This is a genomic window from Amycolatopsis thermoflava N1165, assembly GCF_000473265.1.
GTDB classification, from domain to species: Bacteria; Actinomycetota; Actinomycetes; order Mycobacteriales; family Pseudonocardiaceae; genus Amycolatopsis_E; species Amycolatopsis_E thermoflava.
Window position 1 is genome coordinate 5,006,079 of sequence record NZ_KI421511.1, and the last position, 25,039, is coordinate 5,031,117.

Annotated in this window: 20 protein-coding genes and 2 pseudogenes; 5 read left to right on the plus strand and 17 right to left on the minus strand. The window is 73.1% G+C overall.

The genetic code is table 11. The annotated features are described in order from the left end of the window. Positions 1-78: 78 nt before the first annotated feature. Positions 79-1,257 carry an MFS transporter gene (locus tag AMYTH_RS0124655; RefSeq protein WP_027932542.1) on the plus strand — a complete coding sequence of 393 codons (1,179 nt, stop codon included), beginning with the start codon at positions 79-81 and terminating at the stop codon, positions 1,255-1,257. Between the two features lies 1 nt (position 1,258). On the opposite strand, the gene AMYTH_RS0124660 is transcribed toward AMYTH_RS0124655, so the two are convergent. After that, positions 1,259-1,555 carry a DUF3017 domain-containing protein gene (locus AMYTH_RS0124660; protein WP_027932543.1) on the minus strand — a complete coding sequence of 99 codons (297 nt, stop codon included), beginning with the start codon at positions 1,553-1,555 and terminating at the stop codon, positions 1,259-1,261. Next, the gene (locus tag AMYTH_RS0124665) at positions 1,536-2,402 is read right to left on the minus strand and encodes a bifunctional methylenetetrahydrofolate dehydrogenase/methenyltetrahydrofolate cyclohydrolase (protein ID WP_208722364.1); all 867 of its coding nucleotides are present in this window, start codon (positions 2,400-2,402) and stop codon (positions 1,536-1,538) included. The genes AMYTH_RS0124660 and AMYTH_RS0124665 overlap by 20 nt, the downstream gene beginning before the upstream one ends. 162 nt (positions 2,403-2,564) lie before the next feature. Between AMYTH_RS0124665 and AMYTH_RS50535 the strand changes: the two are divergent. Beyond that, positions 2,565-3,707: pseudogene (locus tag AMYTH_RS50535) on the plus strand (hypothetical protein); the annotation flags it as partial. Positions 3,708-5,280: 1,573 nt separating this feature from the next. After that, entirely contained in the window at positions 5,281-6,192 is a 912-nt protein-coding gene (locus AMYTH_RS50540) for a TNT domain-containing protein (RefSeq protein ID WP_027932545.1), read from the plus strand. A 137-nt stretch (positions 6,193-6,329) separates the two neighbouring features. On the opposite strand, the gene AMYTH_RS0124680 is transcribed toward AMYTH_RS50540, so the two are convergent. Together AMYTH_RS0124680 and AMYTH_RS0124685 are read right to left on the minus strand one after the other, a co-directional pair. Beyond that, a complete protein-coding gene (locus AMYTH_RS0124680) occupies positions 6,330-6,914 on the minus strand; it encodes a pentapeptide repeat-containing protein (RefSeq protein ID WP_027932546.1) in 585 nt (194 codons plus the stop codon). Positions 6,915-6,926: 12 nt separating this feature from the next. After that, positions 6,927-7,373 carry a cupin domain-containing protein gene (locus AMYTH_RS0124685; RefSeq protein WP_027932547.1) on the minus strand — a complete coding sequence of 149 codons (447 nt, stop codon included), beginning with the start codon at positions 7,371-7,373 and terminating at the stop codon, positions 6,927-6,929. 70 nt (positions 7,374-7,443) lie between these two features. Here AMYTH_RS0124685 and AMYTH_RS0124690 point away from each other — a divergent pair, with 70 nt between their 5' ends. Further along, positions 7,444-8,268: a LysR family transcriptional regulator gene (locus AMYTH_RS0124690; RefSeq protein WP_084022671.1), complete on the plus strand. Its 825-nt coding sequence runs from the start codon at positions 7,444-7,446 to the stop codon at positions 8,266-8,268. On the opposite strand, the gene AMYTH_RS0124695 is transcribed toward AMYTH_RS0124690, so the two are convergent. The 6 genes from AMYTH_RS0124695 to map all read right to left on the minus strand — a co-directional run bounded on the left by AMYTH_RS0124695 (position 8,252) and on the right by map (position 15,871). Then, positions 8,252-8,719, minus strand: a complete 468-nt coding sequence (locus tag AMYTH_RS0124695; protein ID WP_027932549.1) for an NUDIX hydrolase — start codon at positions 8,717-8,719, stop codon at positions 8,252-8,254. The genes AMYTH_RS0124690 and AMYTH_RS0124695 overlap by 17 nt on opposite strands. Continuing rightward, on the minus strand, positions 8,716-12,042 hold the full coding sequence (locus AMYTH_RS0124700) for an error-prone DNA polymerase (protein WP_027932550.1): 3,327 nt from the start codon (positions 12,040-12,042) through the stop codon (positions 8,716-8,718). Before AMYTH_RS0124700 ends, AMYTH_RS0124695 begins: the two co-directional genes overlap by 4 nt. Further along, entirely contained in the window at positions 12,042-12,173 is a 132-nt protein-coding gene (locus AMYTH_RS50945; protein ID WP_020420077.1) for a hypothetical protein, read from the minus strand. Before AMYTH_RS50945 ends, AMYTH_RS0124700 begins: the two co-directional genes overlap by 1 nt. Further along, positions 12,173-13,735 (minus strand): DNA polymerase Y family protein, encoded by a 1,563-nt coding sequence (locus tag AMYTH_RS0124710; protein ID WP_051362814.1) that lies wholly within the window; start codon positions 13,733-13,735, stop codon positions 12,173-12,175. Before AMYTH_RS0124710 ends, AMYTH_RS50945 begins: the two co-directional genes overlap by 1 nt. 553 nt (positions 13,736-14,288) lie before the next feature. Continuing rightward, complete coding sequence (locus AMYTH_RS0124715) at positions 14,289-14,969, minus strand: hypothetical protein (protein ID WP_020420075.1); 681 nt, start codon at positions 14,967-14,969, stop codon at positions 14,289-14,291. A 113-nt stretch (positions 14,970-15,082) separates the two neighbouring features. Next, positions 15,083-15,871, minus strand: coding sequence for a type I methionyl aminopeptidase (map, locus tag AMYTH_RS0124720; protein WP_027932552.1), 789 nt, complete (start codon positions 15,869-15,871; stop codon positions 15,083-15,085). An 86-nt stretch (positions 15,872-15,957) separates the two neighbouring features. On the opposite strand from map, the gene AMYTH_RS0124725 reads away from it, so the two are divergent. Beyond that, positions 15,958-16,788, plus strand: coding sequence for a PhzF family phenazine biosynthesis protein (locus AMYTH_RS0124725; protein ID WP_027932553.1), 831 nt, complete (start codon positions 15,958-15,960; stop codon positions 16,786-16,788). A 4-nt stretch (positions 16,789-16,792) separates the two neighbouring features. On the opposite strand, the gene purH is transcribed toward AMYTH_RS0124725, so the two are convergent. From purH to AMYTH_RS45680, 7 genes and pseudogenes are all read right to left on the minus strand, one after another. Then, positions 16,793-18,352: a bifunctional phosphoribosylaminoimidazolecarboxamide formyltransferase/IMP cyclohydrolase gene (gene purH / locus AMYTH_RS0124730; protein WP_027932554.1), complete on the minus strand. Its 1,560-nt coding sequence runs from the start codon at positions 18,350-18,352 to the stop codon at positions 16,793-16,795. After that, on the minus strand, positions 18,349-18,966 hold the full coding sequence (purN, locus tag AMYTH_RS0124735; protein WP_027932555.1) for a phosphoribosylglycinamide formyltransferase: 618 nt from the start codon (positions 18,964-18,966) through the stop codon (positions 18,349-18,351). Before purN ends, purH begins: the two co-directional genes overlap by 4 nt. 51 nt (positions 18,967-19,017) lie before the next feature. After that, on the minus strand, positions 19,018-20,427 hold the full coding sequence (locus tag AMYTH_RS0124740) for a cell division protein PerM (RefSeq protein WP_027932556.1): 1,410 nt from the start codon (positions 20,425-20,427) through the stop codon (positions 19,018-19,020). Positions 20,428-20,574: 147 nt separating this feature from the next. Beyond that, positions 20,575-21,280: pseudogene (locus AMYTH_RS45675) on the minus strand (DUF5336 domain-containing protein). Positions 21,281-21,479: 199 nt separating this feature from the next. Then, positions 21,480-22,370 (minus strand): succinate--CoA ligase subunit alpha, encoded by an 891-nt coding sequence (gene sucD, locus AMYTH_RS0124750; protein ID WP_017986721.1) that lies wholly within the window; start codon positions 22,368-22,370, stop codon positions 21,480-21,482. 5 nt (positions 22,371-22,375) lie between these two features. Further along, the gene (gene sucC / locus AMYTH_RS0124755; protein WP_020420068.1) at positions 22,376-23,545 is read right to left on the minus strand and encodes an ADP-forming succinate--CoA ligase subunit beta; all 1,170 of its coding nucleotides are present in this window, start codon (positions 23,543-23,545) and stop codon (positions 22,376-22,378) included. Positions 23,546-23,700: 155 nt separating this feature from the next. Continuing rightward, positions 23,701-24,972, minus strand: coding sequence for a hypothetical protein (locus AMYTH_RS45680; RefSeq protein ID WP_051362815.1), 1,272 nt, complete (start codon positions 24,970-24,972; stop codon positions 23,701-23,703). Positions 24,973-25,039: the final 67 nt, after the last annotated feature.

Genomic DNA, 25,039 nt, shown 5'->3' on the forward strand with positions numbered 1-25,039 from the left:
CCGCCATGGACGGCGATGGGCTGTCCTTATTCATGTCCGTTGACTGTATCGATGCAGACAACCCTGGAGAGGAGAACCGTGCCCATCGCGCTGCTCGCGCTCGCCGTCGGTGCCTTCGGTATCGGCACCACGGAATTCGTCATGATGGGTGTCCTTCCGCAGACGGCCGCGACGTTCGGGGTGGACATCCCGACCGCCGGTCACCTCATCTCCGCCTACGCGCTCGGCGTGGTCGTCGGCGCGCCGCTGCTGACGGCGGTCGCCGTCCGGTTGCCGCGCAAGACGATGCTGCTGGCGATGATGGCGCTGTTCACGGCGGGCAACCTGCTGTTCGCCGTCGCGCCGAACCAGGAGTTCGGCGTGGTCTTCCGGTTCCTCGCCGGGCTGCCGCACGGCGCGTTCTTCGGCGCGGGCGCGGTCGTGGCGTCGAGCCTCGTCAAGCCAGGCGACCGCGCGAAGGCCGTGTCGCTGATGTTCCTCGGCCTGACCCTGGCCAACGTCGTCGGCGTGCCGCTGGGCACGCTGCTCGGCCAGCAGGTCGGCTGGCGCGCCACGTTCGCCGTGGTCGCGGTGATCGGGCTGGTCGCCGTGCTGGCGATCGCGAAGCTGGTGCCGCACCAGGGCCGCCCCGAATCCCCGTCCCTGCGCGGTGAGCTGGGCGCGTTCCGCCGCCCGCAGGTGTGGCTGGCCCTGGCGATCGTCACGTTCGGTCTGGGCGGCGTGTTCGCCTGCCTGTCCTACGTGACGCCGATGATGACCGACGTCGCCGGATACGACCCGCAGGCGGTGACGCTGCTGCTCGCGCTGGCCGGTGTCGGGATGACGATCGGCAACCTGCTCGGCGGGCGGCTGGCCGACAAGGCGCTGATGCCGAGCCTGTACGTGGCGCTGCTCGCGCTGGCCGCGGTGCTCGCGGTCTTCACGGTCACCGCGCACAACAAGGTCGGCGCGGCGATCACGATCTTCCTGGTCGGCGTCGCCGGCTTCATGATCGGCCCGATGATGCAGACCCGCGTCATGGTCAAGGCCGGCGGCGCGCCGTCGATGGTGTCGGCGGCGGTGCAGTCCGCCTTCAACGTCGCCAACTCAATCGGCGCCTACCTCGGCGGCCTGGTGATCGCGGGCGGCCTCGGCCTGGTCTCGCCGAACTGGGTCGGCGCCGGGCTGGCCATCGTGGGCCTGACGATCGCCGTGGTGTCCGGCTCGCTGGACCGCCGCGAGGAGGCCACGCGCGCCCCGGCGATGGCCGAGGCGTGAGTCAGGTGCCGAACGGCCCGTCGGTGATCGTGAAGGCCAGGAAGAGGATGAGCACGCCGAGCCCGGCGTAGCTGAGGACGTCCACCGGGCGGCCGCGGATGGCCAGCAGGCCGGCTCGCACGCCCGGCAGGACGGCCCGGAGGATCGCCGCCACGAGCAGGGCGCCGCCGATGATCGCGGCGCCCTGCCGCCAGTGGTACTGCCAGATCCGCACGCCCGCGACCGCCACCAGCAGCATCACCAGTGCGAACGGGAGCTGCTCCAGGAGAGCCGCGCGGTTACGCCGTGGCGAGTGCACGCTCGGCCGCCTCGACGACGTTGGTGACCAGCATCGCCCTGGTCATCGGGCCGACCCCGCCGGGGTTGGGCGACAGCCACCCGGCGACCTCGGCGACCGCCGGGTCCACGTCGCCGGTGAGCTTGCCGTCGACGTGCGAGACGCCGACGTCCAACACCGCGGCGCCCGGCTTCACCATGTCCGGCTTGATCAGGTGCGGCACCCCGGCCGCGGCGATCACGATGTCCGCGCGCTTGACCTCGGCCGCCAGGTCCCTGGTGCCGGTGTGGCACAGGGTCACGGTGGCGTTCTCGCTGCGGCGCGTCAGCAGCAGCCCCATCGTGCGGCCCACGGTGACGCCGCGGCCGACGACGGTGACGTTCGCACCGGCGATGGGCACGTCGTGGCGCTTGAGCAGTTCGAGGATCCCGTACGGGGTGCAGGGCAGCGGGCCTGCCTCATTGAGCACCAGCCTGCCGAGGCTGACCGGGGCGAGGCCGTCGGCGTCCTTCTCCGGCGCGATGCGCTCCAGAATGCGGCCCGCGTCGAGGTGCTTGGGCAGCGGCAGCTGGACGATGTAGCCGTGGCAGGCCGGGTCGGCGTTGAGCTCGTCGATGACGGCCTCGAGCTTGTCCTGGCTGATGTCGCCGGGCAGGTCGCGGCGGATCGAGTTGACCCCGATCTTCGCACTGTCCGCGTGCTTCATCCGCACGTACGAGTGCGAGCCGGGATCGTCGCCGACCAGGACGGTTCCCAGCCCGGGCGTCACGCCCCGCTCGGCCAGGGCGGCCACCCGCGGCTTGAGCTCTTCGAAGATGGCGTTCTTGGTCGCTTTGCCGTCGAGAACCGTCGCAGTCACGGCCCCCATTCTGGCAAAGGAATGAACGGGGCCTCACGCGAGGACGGCGGAGGACACTATGGGTAGTTCCGCTGAAACGCTTAGTACCTCGATTGATGTATCTGCACTGGTCATTGCCCCTATTGGTGCGGGTGGTGTGCAATCGGATCAGTGACCAGTCAAAATGGCCTGGTGGCGCAACCGACGACCCAGCTGAACGCGACCGAGCAGGACACCCTGGTCAAGCAGATCGGACTGGCCCTGCTGCGGGCCGCTCCGCGGGACTGGCGGCGGGTGACCGCGACCTACCGGGCGGTCGGCCGCTACCACGAGCTGTCCGGTGAGGTGCTCCTCGAAGACGGGTCGGCCCAGGAGTGGATGGCCACCCACGACATCGCCACGCTGTTCGGCCGGTTGCGGGCCGGGATGTACCGCGAGGGCCGCGGCACCTGGTTCAACGCGCGTTACCAGCTCGACCACCCATCGAGCTACAACCTGGAGTACGACCGCGACGAGCCGCGGTGGGACCTGATGCCCCCGCCGCAGGCCTACGCCGACGAGCTGCGGATGTTCCCGCGCTCCGAGGACAACGTGCCGGAGTGGCTGATGCGCCGCATGGCCGGGCTCGCGCCCGAGCAGCCCGGCCCGCGCTTCCGGATCGCCCGGATCTTCGACGGCCACGAGCCGAACGGCCGCCCGGTGCTCAACCGCCCCGAGCTGGACGCCGACGAGCAGCAGCGGGTGCTCGAATACCTGAACAACGCGCCGGTCGTGCGCGCCGAGCGCGGGTTCGACCTGGACCGGCTGGCGCAGCAGCCCGCCGCGACCGTGCCGGTGGCCTTCCACACCGACGGCGTGTGGATCTGGCCCGCCGCGGTCAACTACTACCTGCAGGAGTACGGCGTCGCGCCGGAGGCCGAGCTGGTCGCGCACATCGCCGCGGCCGGGCACACGCTGCCGGAGGTGCCGGAGCAGACCGTGCAGGCCGCGGGCGCGTACCTGAACCGCGGTCCCGCGCAGCCGCCGCGCCGGGTGCCGGAGCAGGCCGCGCCGCCGCCTGCCGAGCCCGCCGTTGGGGAGCCGGTCGAGCAGCCGACGACGCTGACGCCGGTGATCGACCCCGACGCCGGGCCGCCGACCATGCTGGTGCAGCCGCCGGTGAAGGACGCCGAGCCGGAGCCCGCGGACGAGGCCGGCGACGAGACCCGCAGCTGGGACGCGCGCGAGGCGTTCACGGACTCGCCGCACGACGCGGAAGGGGCGCCGGAAGGCCGGACGTGGGAGCCGTCCTGGGAGCCGCGGGACGGTTCCGCCGCCGACGAGGAGCCCACGGAGGGCCGGGGCTGGGACGGCCGCGAGGCGTACGCCGCGCAGGAAAGCGCTGAGGCGCGTGGTTTGGCTGGTTCCGAGGCTCGCGGTGCTGGTCCGGAGGGGCCGGAGGCGCGTGGCGTCGGCTCGGAGGGTGCGGAAGCGCGTGGCTTCGGCTCGGAGGGGCGCGGCTTCGGCGGTCAGGAGGGGCCGGAGGGGCGCGGGCTCACCCCCGAGGCTCGCGGGCCGGAGCGCTTCGGCCAGGAAGCCCCCGAGGGACGCGGGCTGCCGCAAGGACGGCCCGGACCGGAATCCCGGGGCCAGGAACGCTTCGGCCAGGCGGGCCCCGAGGGCATCCCCGGCCAGGAGGGGCTCGCCGGGCCCGGCTTCGGCCACGAAGGTCCGGAAGGCCGTGGCAGCGGGCAGGAGTCCCGTAACTTCGGCCAGGAAGCCCCGGAAAGCCGCGGCGCCGGGCCCGAATCGCGTGGCTTCGGCCAGGAAGCGCCGGAAGGCCGTGGCGCTGGGCCTGAGTCCCACGGCTTCGGCCAGGAGGCGCCCGAGGGGCGCGGCCAGCACGGTTTTGCCGGCCCCGAAGGGCGCGGCTTCGCCGGGCAGGAAGGCCCGGAGGGGCGCAGCACTGGACCCGACTCCCGCGGCTTCGGCCAGGAGGCGCCCGAGGGACGCGGCCAGCACGGTATGCCCCACGAGGGCCCGGGGTCCGACCCCCGCGGCTTCGGTCAGGAGGCGTCCGAGGGGCGCGGCCACCACGGCATGCCCCACGAAGGCCCCCGGTCCGAACCGCACGCCTTCGGTCAAGAGGGGCCCGAGGGGCGCGGCCAGCACGGCATACCCCACGAAGGCCCCCGGTCCGAACCCCGCGCCTTCGCCCAAGAAGCACCCGAGGGGCGCGGCCACCACGGCGTGCCCCACGAAGGCCCCCGGTCCGAACCGCACGCCTTCGGACAGGAGGCGCCGGAAGGGCGTGGCCAGCGCGGCTTCGCCGGTTCGGAGCGCTTCGGGCAGGAAGCTCCCGAGGGGCGCGGCCTCGACCCGCGTGGCCCGGAGCGCTTCGGCCCGGAGGGGCAAGCCCCCGGCCAGATGCCCGCCGCGGGGCTGGACGCCCGCCGTTCGGAGGGCTTCGGGCCGGAGGCACCGGAAGGCCGCGGCCAGCGCGGCTTCACCGGCCCGGACGGCCCCGAAGGCCGTGACCAGCGCCCCTTCGCCGGCCACGAAGGTCCCGACCAACGCGCCTTCACCGGCCCCGAAGGTCCCGACCAACGCGGCATCGCCGGTCACGAAGGCCCGGACCAGCGCAGCTTCACCGGCCACGAAGGCCCCGACCAACGCGCCTTCACCGGCCCCGAAGGCCCGGACCAGCGCAGCTTCACCGGCCCCGAAGGCCCCGACCAACGCGCCTTCACCAGCCCCGAAAGCCCGGAGGACACTCCCCCCGGCGCGGACGGTCGCTCGCTGGAGGGGCGTCCGGGCTTCGAGCGGGGCGGCGACCCGCGCGGTGGGTCCAGGGCGTTCGCGGGGCAGGCGCCGCGCGGTGAGCGGCCCTCGAGCGCCGACGGTCCGCCGACCATGCTGGCCCGCCCGGGTGCCCCCGCCGCCCACCCCGGCCGAGCCGAAGCCGTCCGGCCCCACCGAGCCGGCGCTGGACAACCTGCGCTCGAAGCTCGCCGACCTCGGCGTTCCGGACGGGGCCTATCGCATCGGCGAGCCGGCCGAGCACGGCTGGAGCCTCGAGAAGGTCGACGACGGCTGGCGCGTCGGCTGGTACGACGAGGCCCTGACGAGCCCCGCGGTCTTCGGCGACGCCGACGACGCCGCCGCGTTCATGCTCGGCAAGCTGCTGCTCAACCCGGGCGGCCGCACCGCCCCACCGGCGCGGCCGGAGATGGACGCCACCGAGGTGCCGCTCACCCCGGCCCAGGAACAGGCCGAGCCGCAGCGGCACGACCTCCCACAGCGCGCCCTCAGCGACCGCCTCGACGAGCCGGACCCCGCGGGCCCGCCCACCGTGCTGGCCGCGCCCCCGGTCGCGCCGCCCCCGCCCGCCCCGCCGCGACGCGAACCGCCGCCGCGACGGGTCGAACCGGCCGCGCCCGCCCCCGTGGCAGCCACGGCCTCGGCGGCCTCCGGTGGCGGCAACCAGCAGTGGCCGATCCAGCCGTTGCCCGGCGAGCCGCCGCTGACCCTGTTCCGCGGCAAGGAAATGCGCGAACTGCCCGCGGGCAGCGAACTCGACCGCTTCGGCGGCCCGAACGGCAACCTGACCTACGCGGCCGGGACCCCGTTCGAGGAACGTTCGCTGGTGCCGGAGTGGGTGACCCGCCCGTACCACGTGTACCGGGTGCAGCGGCCGATCGAGGCGCTCGCCGGCGTCGCGATCCCGTGGTTCAACCAGCCCGGCGGCGGCGCGGCGTACCTGCTGCCCGCGTCGATCGAGGACCTGCTCGCCTCGGGCGACCTGATCGAGCTCGACCCGGGCGAACCGCCGATCGACTAGCCCCGCCCTGGCGCACGGCCTGTGCGCCGCGGCGCGCAGCGTGTCCGTTGAGGGCGGTGGCGGGCTCGGACCGCGACCCGCACCGCCACGCAGGCCTTTCCGAAACGCCCAGCTCCGGCCCGGTGTGCGGCCCGGGGTCAGTCGACCACCAGGCCGTGCGCCGCGGCGAAGGCGACCGCCGTCTCCAGGTCGACCCGCGCGCCGCGCAGTTTCGCCTGCACCAGGGCGTTCGCGTCGAGCTTGGCGCCACGCAAGTCGGCGCCGGTCAGGTCCGCGCCGCCCAACCGGGCGCCGCGGAAGTCGCTGTCCCGCAGGTCGGCCTCGGTCAGGTTCGCGTCCACGAAACTGGCCTCCCGGAACCGCAACCCGGACAGCGACCGGCGCCGCAGGTTCGCCCGGCTGAAGTTCGCCAGCGAGAAATCGCTGTCCCGCACCGACATCCCACGCAACCCACCGTCCACGAAGGACGATCCGAGCAACGAGCACGCGCTCCACGTGCTGTCCGCCAGCACCGTCCGGTCGAACACGCACGACCGGAACGCCGACGCCTGGTGCCGGGACTCCCCCAGGTCCGCGCCGGAGAAGTCGCACTCGTCGAACGTACAGCCCTGCGTGACGAGCCGGCGCAGGTCGGCGCCGCTGAAGTCACACCGGCTGAACTGCCGCTTCTCCCACGTCGTCCCAGGCAGCACGGCGTCCCGGTAGTCCTCGGCGATCTCCATCCGGCGAGCTAATCACACCCGCCACACCTGGCTGTCGACGTAGTGGTTGTCGTAGCGCTCCTGCGACTCCCGGATCTCCCGCGGGTCCGCCTCGCCGCGGTTGACCCGGTGCAGCAGCCGGTAGTAGTCGAACCGGTCCATCCCGGGCGTGAAGGTCACGAGCACGTCCGCGGGAGAACCGGCCGCGGGCGCGAAGGCGTGCGGCACCCGCGGCGGCACGGTGAGGAAGTCGCCTTCCCCGAGGGTGACCACCTCCTCGTCGAGCAGGACGTCCAAGCGGCCGCTCAGCACGAAGAAGACCTCGGTGGCCTTGGTGTGGAAGTGCGGCGGCGCGCCGGTGGCGCCGGGCTCGAACGTCGCCCGGTTGCTGGTCAGCGTGGCCGTGTCGGTGAGCAGCGTGATGCGGCTGCCCGGGGCGTCGGCGAGGACTTCGGCTTCGGTGGCGCGAATCAAGTTCATGCCTTCACTCTCGCCGTCCCGAACGCGCCGACCAACGACAAAACCGGGCGCGATCGATAACCTGGGTGTTATGGATGTGGAGCGGCGGGACATCGAGATCTTCCTCGTGCTCGCCGAGGAACTGCACTTCGGCCGCACAGCCGAGCTGCTGCGCGTCTCGCAGGCGCGGGTCAGCCAGACGATCCGCACGCTGGAACGGCGCATCGGCGCGCGGCTGTTCGACCGGACCAGCCGGCGGGTCGCCCTGACCGCCATCGGGCAGCGGCTGCGGGACGAGGTCGCGCCCGCCCACCGGCAGATCCAGGAGGCGTTCGAGCGGGCCAGAGCCGCCGGGCGCGAGCGGAACACCGTTCTGCGCCTGGGTTTCGCGGCGCCCGCGGTGGCCGACCTCATCGCGGACCGGCTGGAAACCGTGCGCGCACAGGGCTTCCACGTGCAGGTCAAGGAAGCCGCGTTCGACTATCCCCTGCGGTCGCTGCGGGACGGCGACGTCGACGCCCTGGTCACGCTGCTGCCGGAACCGGGGGTGGTGATGCACACCGAGCCGCTGGTGCTGGCCGTGGCCGCGAAACATCCCTTCGCCCGCAAGGAATCCGTGTCGCTGGAGGACCTGGCGCGCGACACCGTGCTCCGCGCCCTCTGGCCGCCACAGCTGCCGTGGACCACGCCCGCGGGCCGTCCCATCGAACTCGGCCCCGCGCCCGGGACGATCCAGGAACTGTTCCTCGCCGTCGAAGCCGGTGAGGGCATCAGCCCGCTCGCCGAGCACGCGACGCGGTACTTCGCGCGCCCGAACCTGGCGTTCGTGCCGTTCTCGGACGCGCCACCGGTGGAGTGGAGCCTGGTGTGGCGCGAGGAGACCGCGGCGGTCCGGGCCCTCAGCTCAACCCGGTGACCCGCCGGGCGATCTCGGCGTCCAGCACGCCCTGGTCCCGCAGCAGGGGCGTGCGGGGGTTCCACCACGCGATCGCGGAGACCTCGTCCTCCCGCGGCGTCACCGCGGGCTCGGTCGCGAACCCCGTCCGGTAGACCGCGGCGTACTCGCGGCGCGCCGGGTCGCTCAGCACGAACCGGGCCACGGCGGCGAACCGCAGCCCGGTCACGACGATCCCGGTCTCCTCGGCCAGTTCCCGGACCGCGGCGTGGTGCGACGTCTCCCCCGGTTCGATCATCCCGCCGGGCAGCTCCCACTGCCCGCGCCGCCGGTCGAACACGAGCAGCACACGCTCGTCCACCTCGACGACCACCAGCGCGAGCGGCATCGGCACCGCGGGATCCGTCGACACCCCGAACCGCACGCTGACCAGGGTGTTCCCGCGCGCGTCGGTGATCGGCAGGCCGTTCACCGGAAGTCCCGCGACTTCGACGGCACCCGCATCGACAGGTGCTGCAACCGGTCCGCGCGCACGCTCACCACCCCGTCCGCCCGTTCGACCACCCCGCGGATCAGCATCGCCGCGCTGCCCCGCGCCACCCGGTGGTACCGGCGCCACAACCCGGCGCTGCACACGACGTTGACCATCCCTGTCTCGTCCTCGATGTTCAGGAACGTGACCCCGCCCGCGGTCGCCGGGCGCTGGCGGTGCGTCACCGCTCCGCCGATCAGCACCCGGGCGCCGTCTTCGACGTCCATCAGTTTTGCGGCGGGCACCACGCCCAGCGCGTCCAGCCGCTCGCGGATGAACTCCGTCGGGAAGCTGTCCGGCGACAGCCCGGTCGCCCACACGTCGGCGACCGCCTCGTCGATGTGGTCCATGCCGGGCAGCGTCGGCGCGTGCGCCCCGGCCAGCGTGACCGGCAGCTTCTCCGGCCGTTCCTGCGCCACCGCCCCGGCCGCCCACAGCGCGCGCCGCCGGTCGCCGTCGATCTCGCCGAACCGGCCGAACGCCCCCGCCGTCGCCAACGCCTCGATCTGCGGCGTGGTCAGCCGCACGCGCCGCGCCAGGTCGGCCATGTCGGCGAACGCCCCGCCCCGCTGCCGTTCCGCCACGATCTCCTCGGCGAGCTTCTGCCCGATCATCCGCACCGTGGCCAGCCCGATCCGCACCGCCAACCCGGACTCCCCGGGTTCGAGCGTCGCGTGCGGCAGGCTCGCGTTGATGTCCGGGCCGTGCACCGTGATGCCGTGCCGTCGGGCGTCGGCGACCAGCGACTGCGGCGAGTAGAACCCCATCGGCTGGGCCCGCAGCAGCGCCGCGCAGAACGCCGCCGGGTGGTAGCGCTTGAAGTAGGCGCTGGCGAACACCAGGTAGGCGAAGCTCAGCGCGTGGCTCTCCGGGAAGCCGAAGTTGGCGAACGCCATCAGCTTGTGGAAGATCCGCGCGATCAGCTCGTCGTCGAGGCCGTTGCGCCGGGCGCCGTCGTAGAACCGTTCCCGCAGCCGCTCCATCTTCCGCGTGGACCGCTTCGAGCCCATCGCGTGCCGCAGCTCGTCGGCCTCGGCGGCGGTGAAGTTCGCGACGTCCAGGGCGATCTGCATCATCTGCTCCTGGAACAGCGGCACCCCCAAGGTCTTGTCCAGCGCGTTGGACAGCAGCGGGTGGTCATGCTGCCACTTCTCCTTCTTCGTGGCGCGCCGGATGTAGGGGTGCACCGAGCCGCCCTGGATCGGGCCGGGCCGGATGAGCGCGACCTCGATCGCCAGGTCATAGAACGTCTTCGGCTTCAGCCGCGGCAGGGTCGCCATCTGCGCCCGGCTCTCCACCTGGAACACGCCGATCGCGTCCGCGCGCTGCAGCATCCGGTAGACCTCCTGGTCCTCCAGGTCCAGGTTCGCGAGGTCGACCTCGACGCCCTCGAACTCGCGCACCAGGTCGAGCATGTAGTGCACCGCGGAGAGCATGCCGAGGCCGAGCAGGTCGAACTTGACCAGACCGACGGAGGCGCAGTCGTCCTTCTCCCACTGCAGCACGCTGCGATCGGCCATGCGCGCCCACTCGATCGGGCACACCTCGCTCACCGGCCGGTTGCAGATCACCATGCCGCCGGAGTGGATGCCCAGGTGCCGCGGGAAGTCCTCCAGCGCGGCGGCCACCTGCAGCACCGGCAGCGGGATGTCGTGATCGGTGTCGTCCTTGGTGTCGTGCAGCGGGCCCCAGCGGTCGATCTGCTTGCTCCACGCGTCCTGCTGGCCGGGCGAGTACCCGAAAGCCCTTGCCGCGTCCCGGATCGCGGACTTGGCGCGGTAGGTGATCACGTTCGCCACCTGCGCGGTGCGAGTGCGCCCGTACTTGCGGTAGACGTACTGGATCACCTCCTCGCGGCGGTCGGACTCGATGTCCAGGTCGATGTCCGGGTAGCCGTCCCGGTCCGGCGCGAGGAAGCGTTCGAACAGCAGTTTCCAGCGCACCGAGTCGACCTTGGTGATGCCGAGCGCGTAGCAGACCGCGGAGTTCGCCGCCGAGCCGCGGCCCTGGCACAGGATGTTGTTCTGACGGCAGAACTCGACGATGTCCCAGACGATGAGGAAGTAGCCGGGGAAGCCCAGCTGCTCGATGATCCGCAGCTCGTGCTCGATCTGGTCCAGCGCCTCCGGCCGGTCGCGGTAGCGGTGCGCGGCGCCGCGGTAGACCTCCTCGCGCAGGAAGGACGCCTCGGTGTAGCCGGCGGGGACGTCGTAGGGCGGCAGCTCGGGCGCGACCAGCTTCAGATCGAAGGCGCACTCCAGCCCGAGCAGCGCGGCCCGCTGCACCGCGCCGGGGTAACGCGCGAACCGCTGCGCCATCTCCTCGCCGGAACGCAGGAACGACATGCCGGACGCGGGCAGCCACCCCGCCATGTCGTCGAGGCCGCGGCGGGCGCGGATCGCGGCCATCGCGCCGGCCAGCCGTCCCCGGTCCGGGGTGGCGTAGTGGGCGGCGGTGGTGGCCACGGTCGGCAGGCCCTGCTCGGCGGCCAGCGCGGCGAGGACGTCGTTGTGCACCCCGTCCTCGGGGTAGCCGTGGTCGGTCAGCTCGACGTACACCGAGCCGAACCGGTCGCGCAGCCGGTGCAGTTCGCGTCCGGCCGCCTCCGGGCCGCCACGCGCCAGCGCTTTCCGGACCGCGCCCTTGCGGCAGCCGGTGAGCACCACGACCTTGCCCGCGACCTCGCTCGCGACGGCGTCCAGGTCGTACACCGGGCGGCCCTTCTCCGCCCGGTCCGCCGACGCGGCGTGGTCGTGCCCGGCGAGCTGCCCCGCGGTGATCGCCCGGCACAGGGCGGCGTAACCGTCCTGCTGCTTGGCGAGCAGGAGCAGGTGCTCGCCCTCCGGGTCGGCGACGCCGTTCTGCGGGCCGGACAGGCCGAAGCTCAGCTCGGTGCCGAACACCGTGCGCACGCCCAGGTCGCGCGCCGCGTCGGCGAACCGCACCACGCCGTACATGCCGTCGTGGTCGGTGAGCGCGATCGCGTCGAGCCCCAGCCGCGCCGCCTCCTCGACCAGCTCCTCGGGGTGGCTCGCGCCGTCCAGGAAGCTGAAGTTGGAGTGGCAGTGCAGCTCGGCGTAGGGCACCCGGCGCCGCCCGCCCGCGTGGTCGTCCCCGCGCGGGGCCTCGACGGTGCTCGGCCGGACGTAGCCCTCCCGTTTCCGGCTCCAGGCGGGGCTGTCCCCGCCGTCGGCCGTCTCCGGTCTGCCCGCCAGCCTGCGCTCCAGCTCCTCCCAGGGGACGGGCGGGTTGTTGAAGCCCATCAGTCCACCGGGCGGCGCGGCACCGGGATCGGCAGCAGCATCTGCTCGTCCTCGACCGGGTCGAGCGACTCGACCACCTTGCGCGGCAGGGCCAGCCAGTGCTGCAGGTCCCGGAAGTACTCGTCGTCCATCAGTCGTACACTCCCTCCACTGTCCAATGCGGACTCGATCCGCCCACTCTCGTCAGCAGCACCGCCGTTTCCGGTTCCCCGGCCAGCACCGCCTGCACCCGGGTGCGCACCCCGTCGCCACCCGGCGTCCACCAGTGCGCGTCGACCAGCCACGGGCCGGCCCAGTCCAGGACCTCCCGCGGCGGGCCGTCGCCCACCGAAACCCGGTGCGGTGGCGCGGAAAGCTCCCGCCGCCGCGTGATGTGCACCTCCGCGCCCGAGGCGTCGAGGACGCGCGCGGGCAGCGGCTGCGCGTAGACCGTGGCCGGGGACGGCGCGGGCAGCCGGCCCGGCCACGGCACGTCCGGCGGGCTCTGCGGGGTCCGCGGGTCGCCCCACGGCACCAGCCGGACGCGCTCGGCCGGGCCGCGGCCGCCGTCGAGCACCGCGGTGAAGACGTTGTCCGGGCCGAGCAGGCCCTGCACCCGCACCAGCGCGCGGCCGGCCCGCTCGGTGGTCTCGTCGGACAGGCCGCGCAGGCCCTTCTGCCACAGCCCCAGCTGCAGCGAGTGCCCCTCGACGGTCTCCTCGGGCGCCAGCTGCAGCCGTTCCACCCCGGCGCTGGGCCGTTCGCCGGGCGCGGCGCGCAGCCAGCCCTCGAACTGCCAGCGCACGCGGTCCGCGATGCCCTGCGGCGTCAGCGGTTCCGCGCACCGCCACACGCGGCTCAGTTCCTCGCCGTTCTCGGTGGTGGCGTAGATGCCGAGGCGCGTGCAGGCCAGGCCGTGCCGGGCCAGGCCGCCGTGGAACCGCTCGGCGAGGGTGCGGGCCATGAAGGCCGCGGCGTCGACCCGGTCCAGCGGCGGGTCGAAGGCCTTGGTGACGGTGAGCTCGGGCGGCGGCCGTCGCCGGTGCGGTGGCCGTTCGTCGAGACCGCGTGCCAGCCGGTGCGCGATCAGGCCCGCGCGGCCGAACCGTGCGGCGACGTCCCGTTCGGCGAGGTCGGCGAACGCGCCGAGCGTGCGCAAACCCAGGCGGCACAACAGGTCCACCAGCTCGGCGCGGTCGGCGGTCGGCTGGTCCAGCTCGTCGACCGGCAGGGGCGCGAGGAAGTCGGCGGCCCGGTCGCGGTCGACGATGCGGGACCGGTGGGCGGCCAGCGTCGCGGCGAACAAGCCGTCGGCGATCCCGATCTGGCACTCCACCTGGTGGGAGACGTGCTCGACGAGCAGTTCCGCGAGGCGCAGCTCGCCGCCGAAGTAGCCGGACGCGCCGTCGGCGGGCACCGCGACCAGGCCGGGGCGGACCACCTCGACCCCGACGACCAGCTCCTCCACGGCGGCCGCGACCGGCTCGAAGAGGCGCGCGTCGCGGTCCTCGTCCGGGCCGAAGACCTGGAGTTCCGGGCAGCGGGACTGCGCGTCCCGGCGGCGCATGCCGCGCCGGATGCCGGCCGCCCTGGCGACAGCGGTGCACGCGACGACGCGGTTGGCGTGGAACACCGCGGCAGGCAGGTGCAGGGGCGCGCCGTCGGCCAGGCACGCGGCGACCGCGGGCCAGTCCGGGCACCAGAGAACCAGCATGCGCGGCGGTTTGTCTACAGTGGACATAGCGCGCTCCTCGCGCCGGGGCGTTGCGCCGGCTTGGGGTTTCGAGCTCGGGCCGCTCGCACGCCCGAGCGCGGAATTCGCGCACCACACTGCGGGACTCGCGCGCCGCGATCCGGCGCCCGCCCACCCGTGGGCAGGACTGGCGCGCCCGAGCGCGGAATTCGCGCCACCGAAGGCAGAACTCCCGGGCGGGAGTGCAGAACTCGCGCCACCGAAAGCAGGACTCGCGATCCGGCCGACCGGGGCCGCCCGGCGCACCTCCCGCGCCGGGCGACCCCGCGGCACACCCCGCCGGCCGCGCCACGGCAGGCCATCCCGCCGGCAGCCCCGCGGCACACCACCCCACCGGCCGCGCCACAGCACACCACCCCACCGGCAGCCCCGCAGCACACCACCCCACCGGCCGCGCCACAGCACACCACCCCACCGGTGGCGCCGCGCCGCGCCACCGCCGTTCCCGAGCCGCCTGCGCGCCTCGGCCCGTGGCCCGAAGCAACGGCGCTCGTCCCCGGAAGATCGCCGCGCATCAGCCCACCTCCCTGGCCAGTTCGAGCACCGGCTCGGGTGCTGCTGCCGGGGCCCCCGCAGACCCCGGCAGCAGCAGATCCGCCCGCCGGGGCCGCGTCGCCGCGCCCCGGCCGGCACCCTGGACACGGACCCGCCGCTCACGCAGGTACCCGTGCCCGCCTTCGAGACCGGCCCAGCGGCCGGCCACGCAGTTCAGCTCCACCTCGGCGCCTGGCCACGGCCCGAGGGAGAGCAGCACGGCGCCCCGGTGCCGTGCCCGCGCCGAAAGGCGCCGTGCCTCCTGCGGCGCCGCGCCCCGAGCGGCGACCGCCACCACGTCCACCCCGTCCAGCAGCGCGCCGGTGACCGCGGCGAACTCGGCCCCTGGCCGCGGCACCAGCGCGAGCCGGCTCACCTCGACCCCAAGTTCCGCGGCGGCCACCAGACCGAGGTCCGGCATCCCCACCGCCGCGGCCCACGATCCGGTCGCCGTCGCCTCGGCCAGCAGCGCCAGGAGCAACGACGTCGATCCGCGCACCGCGATCGTGCTCCCGCGCCGCAGGCCCGCCGACGGCAGCAGGCGGCGCAACTCCGGCAGCACCGGCAGGACGCGCCCGGTCAGCTGGGCGTGCTCCGCCGCGGCGGCCACCCCGCTCGCCGTGCTCACCCCGGGCAGAGCTGCCAGTGTCGCGACCGACATGCCACCTCCCCACGACGCGCCTGCGAGAACCTGCGGACGTCACCGTGGGGAAGCCGGCGACTGTTCGAACTGCTGTTCGATGCGCCTAGTTTGCCTCGAACACCTGTGCGATGTCAAGCCGAGGCGCGGCCCTCCTCGTCACGCCGGGTGAGCACCAGCGGGCCGTCCTCGGTGATGGCGACCGTGTGCTCGGAGTGCGCCGTGCGGGAGCCGTCGGCCGACCGGATCGTCCAGCCGTCGGGGTCGTGGACGATGCGGTCGGTGGTGCGCGCGAACCACGGTTCGAGCGCGAGGGTCAGCCCGGGCCGGAGCTTCAGACCGCGGCCCGCCCGGCCCTTGTTGGGGACATGGAGGTCCTCGTGCATGGTGCGGCCGATGGCGTGACCACCGAACTCGGTGTTCACCGGGTAGCCGTACGCCTCGGCCACGGACCCGATCGCCGCCGAGATGTCGCCGAGGCGGTTGCCGGGGCGGGCCGCCTCGATCGCGGCCTCCAGCGCCTCCTCGGTGGCGCGGATGATCCGCAGGTCCTCCTCGGCCGCGGTCCCGACGACGACCGTGCGCGCCGAGTCCGCCGCCCAGCCGTCGATGGTCACCGCGAGGTCCGCAGTGAGCACGTCGCCGTCACGCAGCGTGTAGTCGTGCGGCAGGCCGTGCAGGACGGCGTCGTTGACCGACAGGCAGATGACGTTGCGGAACGGGCCCTCGCCGAAGGACGGGGCGTAGTCCCAGTAGCAGGACTCGGCCCCGCGCCGCTTGATCATGCCGCGGACGTGGTGCTCCAGGTCCAGGAGGTTGACGCCCACGTCGGCGAGCCTGCCGACCTCGGTGAGCACCTCGGCCACGAAACGCCCGGTCACGTGCATGCGCTCGATCTCCGCAGGCGTCTTCAGTTCGATCACGGGTACCTCTTGTTCAGGGAACGGTATTGTTTGGACGGTATGATAATACCGACCATCGCGCCCCTCCATCCGGCAGAATCGACCTCATGACCGAGGTCCTCCGCTACACCGCGTTCAGCAGCGACCCCACCGGCGGCAACCCGGCCGGTGTCGTCCTCGACGCCACCGGGCTCACCGACAACGACATGCAGAAGATCGCCGCGGACGTCGGCTACTCGGAGACCGCCTTCGCCATCCCGGACGGCCCCCGCCACTACCGCGTGCGCTACTTCAGCCCGCTGGCCGAGGTCGCCTTCTGCGGGCACGCCACCATCGCCACCGCGGTCGCGCTCGCCGAACGGACGGGCACCGGCGACCTGCTCTTCGACACCCCGGCCGGCCCGATCACGCTCCGGACCAGCGGCGGAGACGCGATCACCGCCGGCTTCACCAGCGTCCCCGCACGCTCCCGGCCCGCCACCGAGGACGAACTGAGCCAGACTCTGGACGCGCTCCGCTGGTCCCGCGACGACCTCGCCCCGGCCTGGCCGCCGCACGTCGCCTTCGCGGGCAACGACCACCTCGTGCTCGCCGCCGCCACGCGGGACCGCCTGGCCCGCCTCGACTACGACTTCGACCGCCTCGCGGGCGTGATGCGCGAGCACGGCTGGACCACCGTGCACCTGTTCCACGCGCAAGACGAGAACGTCGTGCACGCCCGCGACCCGTTCCCGGTCGGCGGCGTCGTCGAGGACCCCGCGACGGGCGCGGCAGCCGCAGCCTTCGGCGGCTACCTGAAAGCCCTCGGCAAGGTCACCGAACCCCGGCGCCTCACGATCGTGCAGGGCGAGGACATGGGGCGGCGCAGCGAACTGCTCGTCGACGTCCACCCCGGCGACGAGCGGGTGACGATCACCGGGACCGCCACCCGGCTCTAAGCCGTCAGTGGGCGAAGTGGCGCGTGCCCGTCAGGTACAGCGTCACGCCGGCCTCCTCGGCCGCCGCGATCACCTCGGCGTCCCGCACCGAGCCACCGGGCTGGACGACGGCCTTCACGCCGGCGTCGATCAGCACCTGCAGCCCGTCCGGGAACGGGAAGAACGCGTCGGACGCGGCCACCGCGCCCTTGACCCGGTCACCGGCGCGCTGCACGGCCAGCCGGGACGAGTCGACGCGGTTGACCTGCCCCATGCCGACGCCGACCGTCGCACCGCCGCTGGCCAGCAGGATCGCGTTCGACTTCACCGCGCGGATCGCCCGCCACGCGAACACCAGGTCCGCGAGCGTGTCGGCGTCGGCGGCCTCGCCGGTGGCCAGCGTCCAGTTCGCCGGCGAGTCGCCGGGCGCGTCGATCCGGTCGACGGTCTGCACGAGCACGCCGCCGGAGATCGGCCGGAACTCGATCGGGTCCGCGTCGGTGAGCGCGGGCAGCTTCAGCAGACGCACGTTCTTCTTGCGCTTGAGCACGTCCAGCGCCTCGTCCTCGAAGTCCGGCGCGAGCACGACCTCGGTGAACACCTCGGCGATCTGCTCGGCGGCCGCACGGGTGATCGGCCGGTTCGCCGCGATCACGCCGCCGTAGGCCGACACCGGGTCGCACGCGTGGGCCTTGCGGTGCGCCTCGGCGATGTCCAGGCCGACCGCGATGCCGCACGGGTTGGCGTGCTTGATGATCGCGACCGCGGGGCCCTCGAAGTCGTAGGCGGCCCGGCGCGCGGCGTCGGTGTCGACGTAGTTGTTGTAGGACATGGCCTTGCCGTGCAGCTGCTCGGCGTGCGCCAGCCCGCCGCGCCAGTGCCGGTAGACCGCGGCGCGCTGGTGCGGGTTCTCGCCGTAGCGCAGCACTTCGCCGCGCTCCCAGGTGGCGCCGGTGAAGTCGGGGAAGCCGGAGTCGTCGGCCGGGGCGTAGGCGTTGGCGAACCACGACGCGACCGCGATGTCGTAGCTGGCGGTGTGCGCGTACGCCTGGGCTGCCAGGCGCTTGCGGTCGGCCAGCGCGAAGCCGCCGGCGCGGACCTGCTCCAGCACCCAGTCGTAGCGGGCCGGGTCGACCACGACGGCGACGTTGTTGTGGTTCTTCGCCGCGGCGCGGACCATCGCCGGACCGCCGATGTCGATGTTCTCCACGCAGTCCTCGGGGCTCGCGCCGGAGGCGACGGTCTCCCGGAACGGGTAGAGGTTGACGACCAGCAGGTCGAACGGCGCGATGTCCAGCTCACGCAGCTGCTCGACGTGCTCGGGCCGGTCGCGGTCGGCCAGCAGGCCCGCGTGCACCCGCGGGTGCAGCGTCTTCACGCGCCCGTCGAACGACTCCGGGAACCCGGTGACCTGCTCGACCGGCGTGACCGGCACCCCGGCGTCGGCCAGCGCCTTCGCCGTGCCGCCGGTGGAAACGATCTCCACACCCGCCGCGTGCAGCGCGGTGCCCAGCTCCAGCAGGCCCGTCTTGTCCGAAACGCCGATCAGCGCGCGCTTCACCGGACGCCGGTCTTCCACCGTCACCGCAACCTCACCTTCCGTCCCTCGACCGTGGCACCGGCCCGGCCGAGTCGTTCCACCACGTCCACGAGCAGCCGTCGTTCCACGACCTTGATCCGCTCGTGCAGCCTGTCCTCGTCGTCGTCCGGCTCGACCGCCACCGCCTCCTGGGCGATGATCGGACCCGTGTCGACCCCGGCGTCCACGAAGTGCACCGTGCAGCCGGTCAGCTTGACGCCCAGCTCCAGCGCGTCGGCCACGGAGTGCATCCCCGGGAACGACGGCAGCAGGGCCGGGTGGGTGTTGATCACGCGGTTCGGGAAGCGCGTGAGGAAGTTCGTCCCCAGGATCTTCAGGAAGCCGGCCGACACGACCAGGTCCGGCTCGTAGGCGGCGACCGCCTCGGTGAGGGCCTTGTCCCAGGCGTCGCGGTCCGGGTGGTCGCTCAGCCGGACGGTGAAGTACGGCACCCCGGCGCGCTCGGCGCGGGCCAGCGCCTCGACGCCCGTGCGGTCCGTGCCGACGGCGACGATCTTCGCCGGGAAGTCGATGCGCTCGGTCGCGTCCAGGAGCGACTGCAGCAGCGTGCCCGATCCGGAGGCGAGCACCACCAGCTTGACCGGGACGGGCAGTTCCAACCGGCTGGAGTTCAACGCCTCTCCTTCGCCCGTGCCTATGTCCCGACCAGACTAACTGGGCTCGTCGGGCTTCCCGTCGGTGGGCGGTTGCTCCTCGCTGTCGTCCGGCTCGTCCTCGGGCTCCTCTTCGGAGTCCAATTCCGGGTCCTCCTCGGCAGGCTCTCCGGCCTCTTCCTCGGCCTCGGATTCCAGCTCTTCGAGCTCGGCGTCGAGGTTCTCCAATTCGGCCTCGATTTCGGGCTCCACCTCGGGTTCTTCCGGCTCGGGCGCGGGCTCGGGACGCGCGTGCGGGCCGGCGAACCAGGCGATCAGACCGCCGGGCACCGCGATCCAGCCGAACGCGGCGACGGACACCAGCCCGACCGGGATGCTCACCGGGTCGAACGCGCCGCCGCCGAGCCTGCCGCCGGCGAGAGTGCCGAGCAACACACATCCGAACCCGACGAGCGCGCCCGCGATGCCGACGATCCGCAGCCGGGCGAACGGGTTCTCGTCGGCTCGGCGCAGCGACCAGCCGAGCAGCGCGCCGACCCCGGCCGGCAGCAGCATGAGGACCGGCCACCAGGGCGCCGCGTGCTCGGGAACGCCGGCCAGCACCGGCAGGCCGGGCACCGGACCCCCGGTGAACGAGAACGCGCCTGCCGAGAACGACCCGATCGAGAAGCCGGGACCGGTGACGAAGGCCAGGCCGCCGACGACCGCGTTGGGCAGGTACCCCAGCGACAGCAACAGCATCCCGGCGCCGCTGCCGAACCCCGGCGCGTTCGCCGCGAACAGCTGGCGGATCGTGCCCGAGGCGAGGACCAGCGCAACGGTGTGCACGAGCGCGCCGACCGCGAGCAGCCCGGCCAGGCCCAGCGCGCCGGCACGCAGCCCGCGCACCGCGAGCGGGTCCAGGTAGTCGCGGGCAGCTGCCGCGCCACCGGACTGCGACGCCGCGCCGGCCGCGGCGGCGACACCCGCGAGAACCGCGGGCACGGCGAACGCGGACAGCGGCTCGACGCGTACCCCGGCGCTGTCGTCGAACAACGCGATCCCCAGCCCGGCGAGGGCGTGCCCACTGGTCACCGCGGCGATCAACGGCACGGTGGCGCCGGGCTCGGCATAGCCGAGACGCCGCGTCGCAGTCGCCGCCGATCGGGCGACCAGCGCCAGCGCGCCGATCGTCGCCAGCAACGGCAGCACGCCGAGCGGGCGCCCGGCGATCTCCACGGGCACCTGGTAGGCGGCGAGCCAGCCCGGCCCGGCCGCACGCAGCACCCCGCCGATCGCGAACTCCCCCGCCGGGGCCATGGCCGTGACCAGCCCGAACAGGGCCGCGACCACGACGTACCCGGCGACGATGGGACCGAGGACCGCCGCGGCGAACACCCTCGCCCGGACGACCGGTGAGCGCTCGCCCCGGTGTCCCGGGTCCGTCACCCCTTTCCCGGATCGGCGGTACGAGGTGAGCACCTGCATGCTTCGCACCCTCGCACCAACACTGCTCCGCCCGGGTGAGCCACGCCGTTCCTCCCTCATGCGGGTTAAGCCACACGACGGCGGTGTCACACGCGAACTGAAAAGCGCCCCTTCCCGGACCGGGAAGGGGCGCTCCTGCGCGGAAGATCAACCCTGGGGGCTGCCACCGGGCGGGGTGCCGGGGTGCTGGCCCTGCTGGCCCTCGGGCTTGGCCGCCGGGTTGTAGAACTGGCCCTGCTGCGGGGCGTACACCGTGGACTGCTGCTGCGGCGGCGTCACCGGCGGGCCGTACTGGGTGCCCGACGGGCCGCCCTTCTGCTCACCGGGGCCCTGGCCGAACTGGCCCGGCTGACCGTAGGGCTGGCCGTACTGCGGCTGCTGCGGCTGCGGCATCTTCAGCACACCCGCGTCGAACAGCAGCGCCGCGACCGCGACCAGCATCTGCAGGATGCCGAGGATCAGGATCACCGTGTAGATGCCCGGGGTCTCGGCCTGCTCCGGGATGTGCACGACCACCAGGATCGCGGTGAGCGCGCCGAGCACGCTGAACAGCACCGCGAACGGGAGCGTCCGCGGGCCCCTCGGCAGCACCGCCAGGCCGGCCAGCAGGCCGCCCACGAGCAGGAACAGGACCGGCTGGTCGGCGCCCTGCGCCTCCTCGGAGAAGCCGATGAAGTAGTTCACCAGGCCCAGCAGGGCGATGAACAGCGTCAGGATCATGCTCAGGTTCGCCGGCGACAGGCTCGGGCCCTGCTGCGCCGGGGGCTGCTGCTGGGGGAACCCCGCCGGTCCCCGGGGGCTGGCCACCGCCGCCCTGCTGCGGGTATCCCGGTCCACCACTGGGGAACGTCATCGCGCTTGCTCTCCTGTCTTCGCCCGAACCGGGGTGCCGATATGTCCGGGAACGATGCAACACGTCCCGGGGTTCCCGGTCACCCCATCCGGCTATCCGACGTGCCGGGGCGGCAAACGGTTGCGTCGAATTTCGGGGGCCGGGAAGCACGCAGGCCGGGCACCGCGAACGGTGCCCGGCCGGCGTGTGGACCGCTAGGTCAGTGCAGGTTCTCGTACAGCTCCCGGGCCAGCGCGGCGGTCTCGGACGGCGTCTTGCCGACCTTCACGCCCGCGGCCTCGAGGGCCTCCTTCTTCGCCTGCGCGGTGCCGGCCGAGCCGGACACGATCGCGCCCGCGTGACCCATCGTCTTGCCCTCGGGGGCGGTGAAGCCCGCGACGTAGCCGACGACCGGCTTGGTCACGTTCTCCTTGATGTAGGCCGCGGCCCGCTCCTCGGCGTCGCCACCGATCTCACCGATCATGACGATGACCTCGGTCTCCGGGTCGGCCTGGAAGGCCTCCAGAGCGTCGATGTGCGTGGTGCCGATGACCGGGTCGCCACCGATGCCGACGGCGGTGGAGAAGCCGATGTCACGCAGCTCGTACATCATCTGGTAGGTCAGCGTGCCCGACTTCGACACCAGCCCGATCTTGCCAGGGCCGGTGATGTTGGCCGGGATGATGCCCGCGTTGGACTTGCCCGGCGAGATGACGCCCGGGCAGTTCGGGCCGATGATGCGGGTCTTGTTGCCCTTGGCGACCGCGTGGGCCCAGAAGTAGGCCGAGTCGTGCACCGGGATGCCCTCGGTGATCACCACGGCGAGCGGGATCTCGGCGTCGATGGCCTCGATGACCGCGTCCTTGGCGAACTTCGGCGGCACGAAGATGACCGACACGTCGGCGCCGGTCTCCTTCATGGCCTCCTCGACCGTGCCGAACACGGTGAGGTCCTTGCCCGCGATGGTGACGGTCTGGCCCGCCTTGCGGGCGTTCACGCCGCCGACGATGTTCGAGCCGGCCTGCAGCATCTTGGTCGCGTGCTTGGTGCCCTCGGACCCGGTGATGCCCTGAACGATGATCTTGCTGCTGGAATCGAGGAAGATCGACATGTCTCTTACGCTCCTGCCGCGGCCAGCTCGGCAGCCTTGTCCGCTGCGTTGTCCATGGTGTCCACCTGCGTGACCAGCGGGTGGTTGGCCTCGTTGAGGATCCGGCGGCCTTCCTCGACGTTGTTGCCGTCGAGCCGGACCACGAGCGGCTTGGTGGCCTCGTCGCCCAGGATCTTGAGGGCCTCGACGATGCCGGTCGCGACCGCGTCGCACGCGGTGATGCCACCGAAGACGTTGACGAACACCGACTTGACGGCCGGGTCGTTCAGGATGACGTCCAGGCCGGCGGCCATGACCTCGGCCGAGGCGCCACCGCCGATGTCGAGGAAGTTGGCGGGCTTGACGCCGCCGTGCTTCTCACCGGCGTAGGCGACCACGTCCAGGGTGGACATGACCAGGCCCGCGCCGTTGCCGATGATGCCGACCTCGCCGTCGAGCTTGACGTAGTTGAGGTCCTTCGCCTTGGCCTTGGCCTCCAGCGGGTCCTCGGTCTGCTTGTCGACGAGCTCTTCCTGCTTCGGCTGGCGGAAGGCGGCGTTCTCGTCCAGGGTGACCTTGCCGTCGAGGGCGACGATCTTGTCCTGCGGGTCGCGGACCAGCGGGTTGACCTCGACCAGGGTGGCGTCCTCGGCCACGAAGGTCTCCCACAGCTTGACGACCACGTCGGCCGCCTGGTCGCGGATGGCCTCGGGGAAGTTGCCCTGGGTCAGGATCTCCAGCGCCTTGGCCTTGTCGACACCGGCGATCGCGTCGACCGGCACCTTGGCGAGCGCCTCGGGCCGCTCCACGGCCAGCTGCTCGATCTCCATGCCGCCCTCGGCGGACGCCATGGCCAGGAAGGTGCGGTTGGCGCGGTCCAGCAGGAAGGAGAAGTAGTACTCCTCCGCGATGTCGGACGCCTCGGTCACCAGCACGCGGTGCGTGATGTGGCCCTTGATGTCGAGGCCGAGGATGGCTTCGGCCTTCTCCTTGGCCTCGGCCGGGTCCTTGGCGAGCTTCACGCCACCGGCCTTGCCGCGGCCACCGGTCTTCACCTGGGCCTTGACGACGACCTGTCCACCGATCTTCTCGGCGGCGGCCTGGGCTTCTTCCGGGGTGCTCGCTACGGCGCCGGGCAGTACCGGCACGCCGTGGGCGGCGAAGAGGTCCTTCGCCTGGTATTCGTAGAGGTCCACTACTCCAGTCTCCTGACGACACACACCGCCTGAGTCACCGGTCGTCTCGCGAGGGGCGATCCGCAGGCGGGTGCTTGTTGCAAACCATGCTGCCGGACGGAGACGACCCTAGCGACCTGGGCTTTGGCTCGGGGCGGCGCATCCGGTGAACTCGGTCACCGTATGGATCCAGAGCGTGGTTTCGGGGTGTGAATCGAGCCACGCGCGGCCAGAACGGCGGCGATGACCAGGGCGAGTGCGCAGCCCAGCGCGAGCCACCAGCCCAGCCCGGCGTGCGCGCCGGCGATCTCATCACCCACGAGTGGCAACTCCGCGGCACGCAGCCCGGCGACGCAGGCGGCGCCGGCGAGCAGCGCCGCGGCGCGGGCGGGACGGCAACGCGGGGCGAGGACGCACGCGCCGAGCACGGTGAGCAGCGCGACCAGCAGGCCCCACGAGGGGGTGCCGAAGCTCGACCACAGGGCGGGCTCAACGTAGTCCGGCGCGAGGATCGAGGGCGTGCCGAAGGCGCCGATGGCGAGTATCCCCGCGGCGACCAGCGGGGTGAGCAGGTCCGCGCCGGGCAGGGCGGGGCCGTCGCCGAACGCGGTGGCCGGGTCGGTCGTCTCGTCGCGTTCGACCATGCCCGCGACGACGGAGCAGCAGGCGGTGATGGCCGACCCGACGATCGCGAGCGCGGTCCAGAGCACGCCGGGTCCCGGGGTGAGGCCGGCGCCCAGCTCGGTGGCGGTGACGGCCATGGTCAGGACGGCGGTGCCGGCGAGCGGGATCGTGACCCAGGCGACCGAGAGGGCGGGCCGGGCGTAGGCGGCCGGGCCGGCGGTGAACATGACGAGGCCCAGCAGGCCGACCAGCAGCCCCGCGACGAGCAGTGCGGAGCGGGAGGGGCTCTGCGGGCCGTTGAGGGTCTCGGTGATGACCACCTGGGGCGTGAGGGCGCCGGCGATGGCCGCGGCGGCGGTGAGCACGGCGAGGACGCCGGTGACGATCCGCAGGCGGCGGATGCCGGGCAGGGTGATCTCGCCCGCCTCGTCGTCCTGGGCGGCGTCCGGGGTGGTGGCGGTGGGCAGGAACGCGGCGGCGATCATCCCGGCCGCCCCGACGAGCACGAGGATCGGCCCCGCCGCGAGGCGCACCCCGGGCAGGCTGAGCCCGGAGACGAGGTTCGGCAACCCGACGACGGCGGCGGTGACGCCGAGCCCGAGCAACCCACCCCGGGCGACGGCCGTGCCCGAGCCGGCGAGCAACACGGTGGCGACGGGCAGCGCGAAGGCGAGCAGCAGACTGCCGGCGAGGACGAGGCCCGGGCTCTCGAACGCGCTGCCCGCGGGCAGGAACGCGTCGGTCGAGGTGAAGGGCGCCATCATGACCCCGACGCCCGCGACGACCGCGGCGAACATCCCGAAGATCAGCCCCGCGCGGCTCACGTCGGCCGCCTCGGGCCAGGCGCCCTCGGAGGCAGCGGGCTGGTCAGCCGGGGTGGCACGGGTGGCG

Excerpts from the sequence above, each read along its gene's own strand:
- AMYTH_RS0124725 (WP_027932553.1), top strand. The coding sequence starts at position 15,958 with ATGACCGAGGTCCTCCGCTACACCGCGTTCAGCAGCGACCCCACCGGC.
- AMYTH_RS0124685 (WP_027932547.1), bottom strand. The coding sequence starts at position 7,373 with ATGAACTTGATTCGCGCCACCGAAGCCGAAGTCCTCGCCGACGCCCCG.
- AMYTH_RS0124700 (WP_027932550.1), bottom strand. The coding sequence starts at position 12,042 with ATGGGCTTCAACAACCCGCCCGTCCCCTGGGAGGAGCTGGAGCGCAGG.
- AMYTH_RS0124665 (WP_208722364.1), bottom strand. The coding sequence starts at position 2,402 with ATGGGGGCCGTGACTGCGACGGTTCTCGACGGCAAAGCGACCAAGAAC.
- sucD (WP_017986721.1), bottom strand. The coding sequence starts at position 22,370 with ATGTCGATCTTCCTCGATTCCAGCAGCAAGATCATCGTTCAGGGCATC.
- AMYTH_RS0124680 (WP_027932546.1), bottom strand. The coding sequence starts at position 6,914 with ATGGAGATCGCCGAGGACTACCGGGACGCCGTGCTGCCTGGGACGACG.
- AMYTH_RS0124710 (WP_051362814.1), bottom strand. The coding sequence starts at position 13,735 with ATGCTGGTTCTCTGGTGCCCGGACTGGCCCGCGGTCGCCGCGTGCCTG.
- AMYTH_RS0124740 (WP_027932556.1), bottom strand. The coding sequence starts at position 20,427 with ATGCAGGTGCTCACCTCGTACCGCCGATCCGGGAAAGGGGTGACGGAC.
- AMYTH_RS50945 (WP_020420077.1), bottom strand. The coding sequence starts at position 12,173 with ATGGACGACGAGTACTTCCGGGACCTGCAGCACTGGCTGGCCCTGCCG.
- AMYTH_RS0124715 (WP_020420075.1), bottom strand. The coding sequence starts at position 14,969 with ATGTCGGTCGCGACACTGGCAGCTCTGCCCGGGGTGAGCACGGCGAGC.
- AMYTH_RS0124690 (WP_084022671.1), top strand. The coding sequence starts at position 7,444 with ATGGATGTGGAGCGGCGGGACATCGAGATCTTCCTCGTGCTCGCCGAG.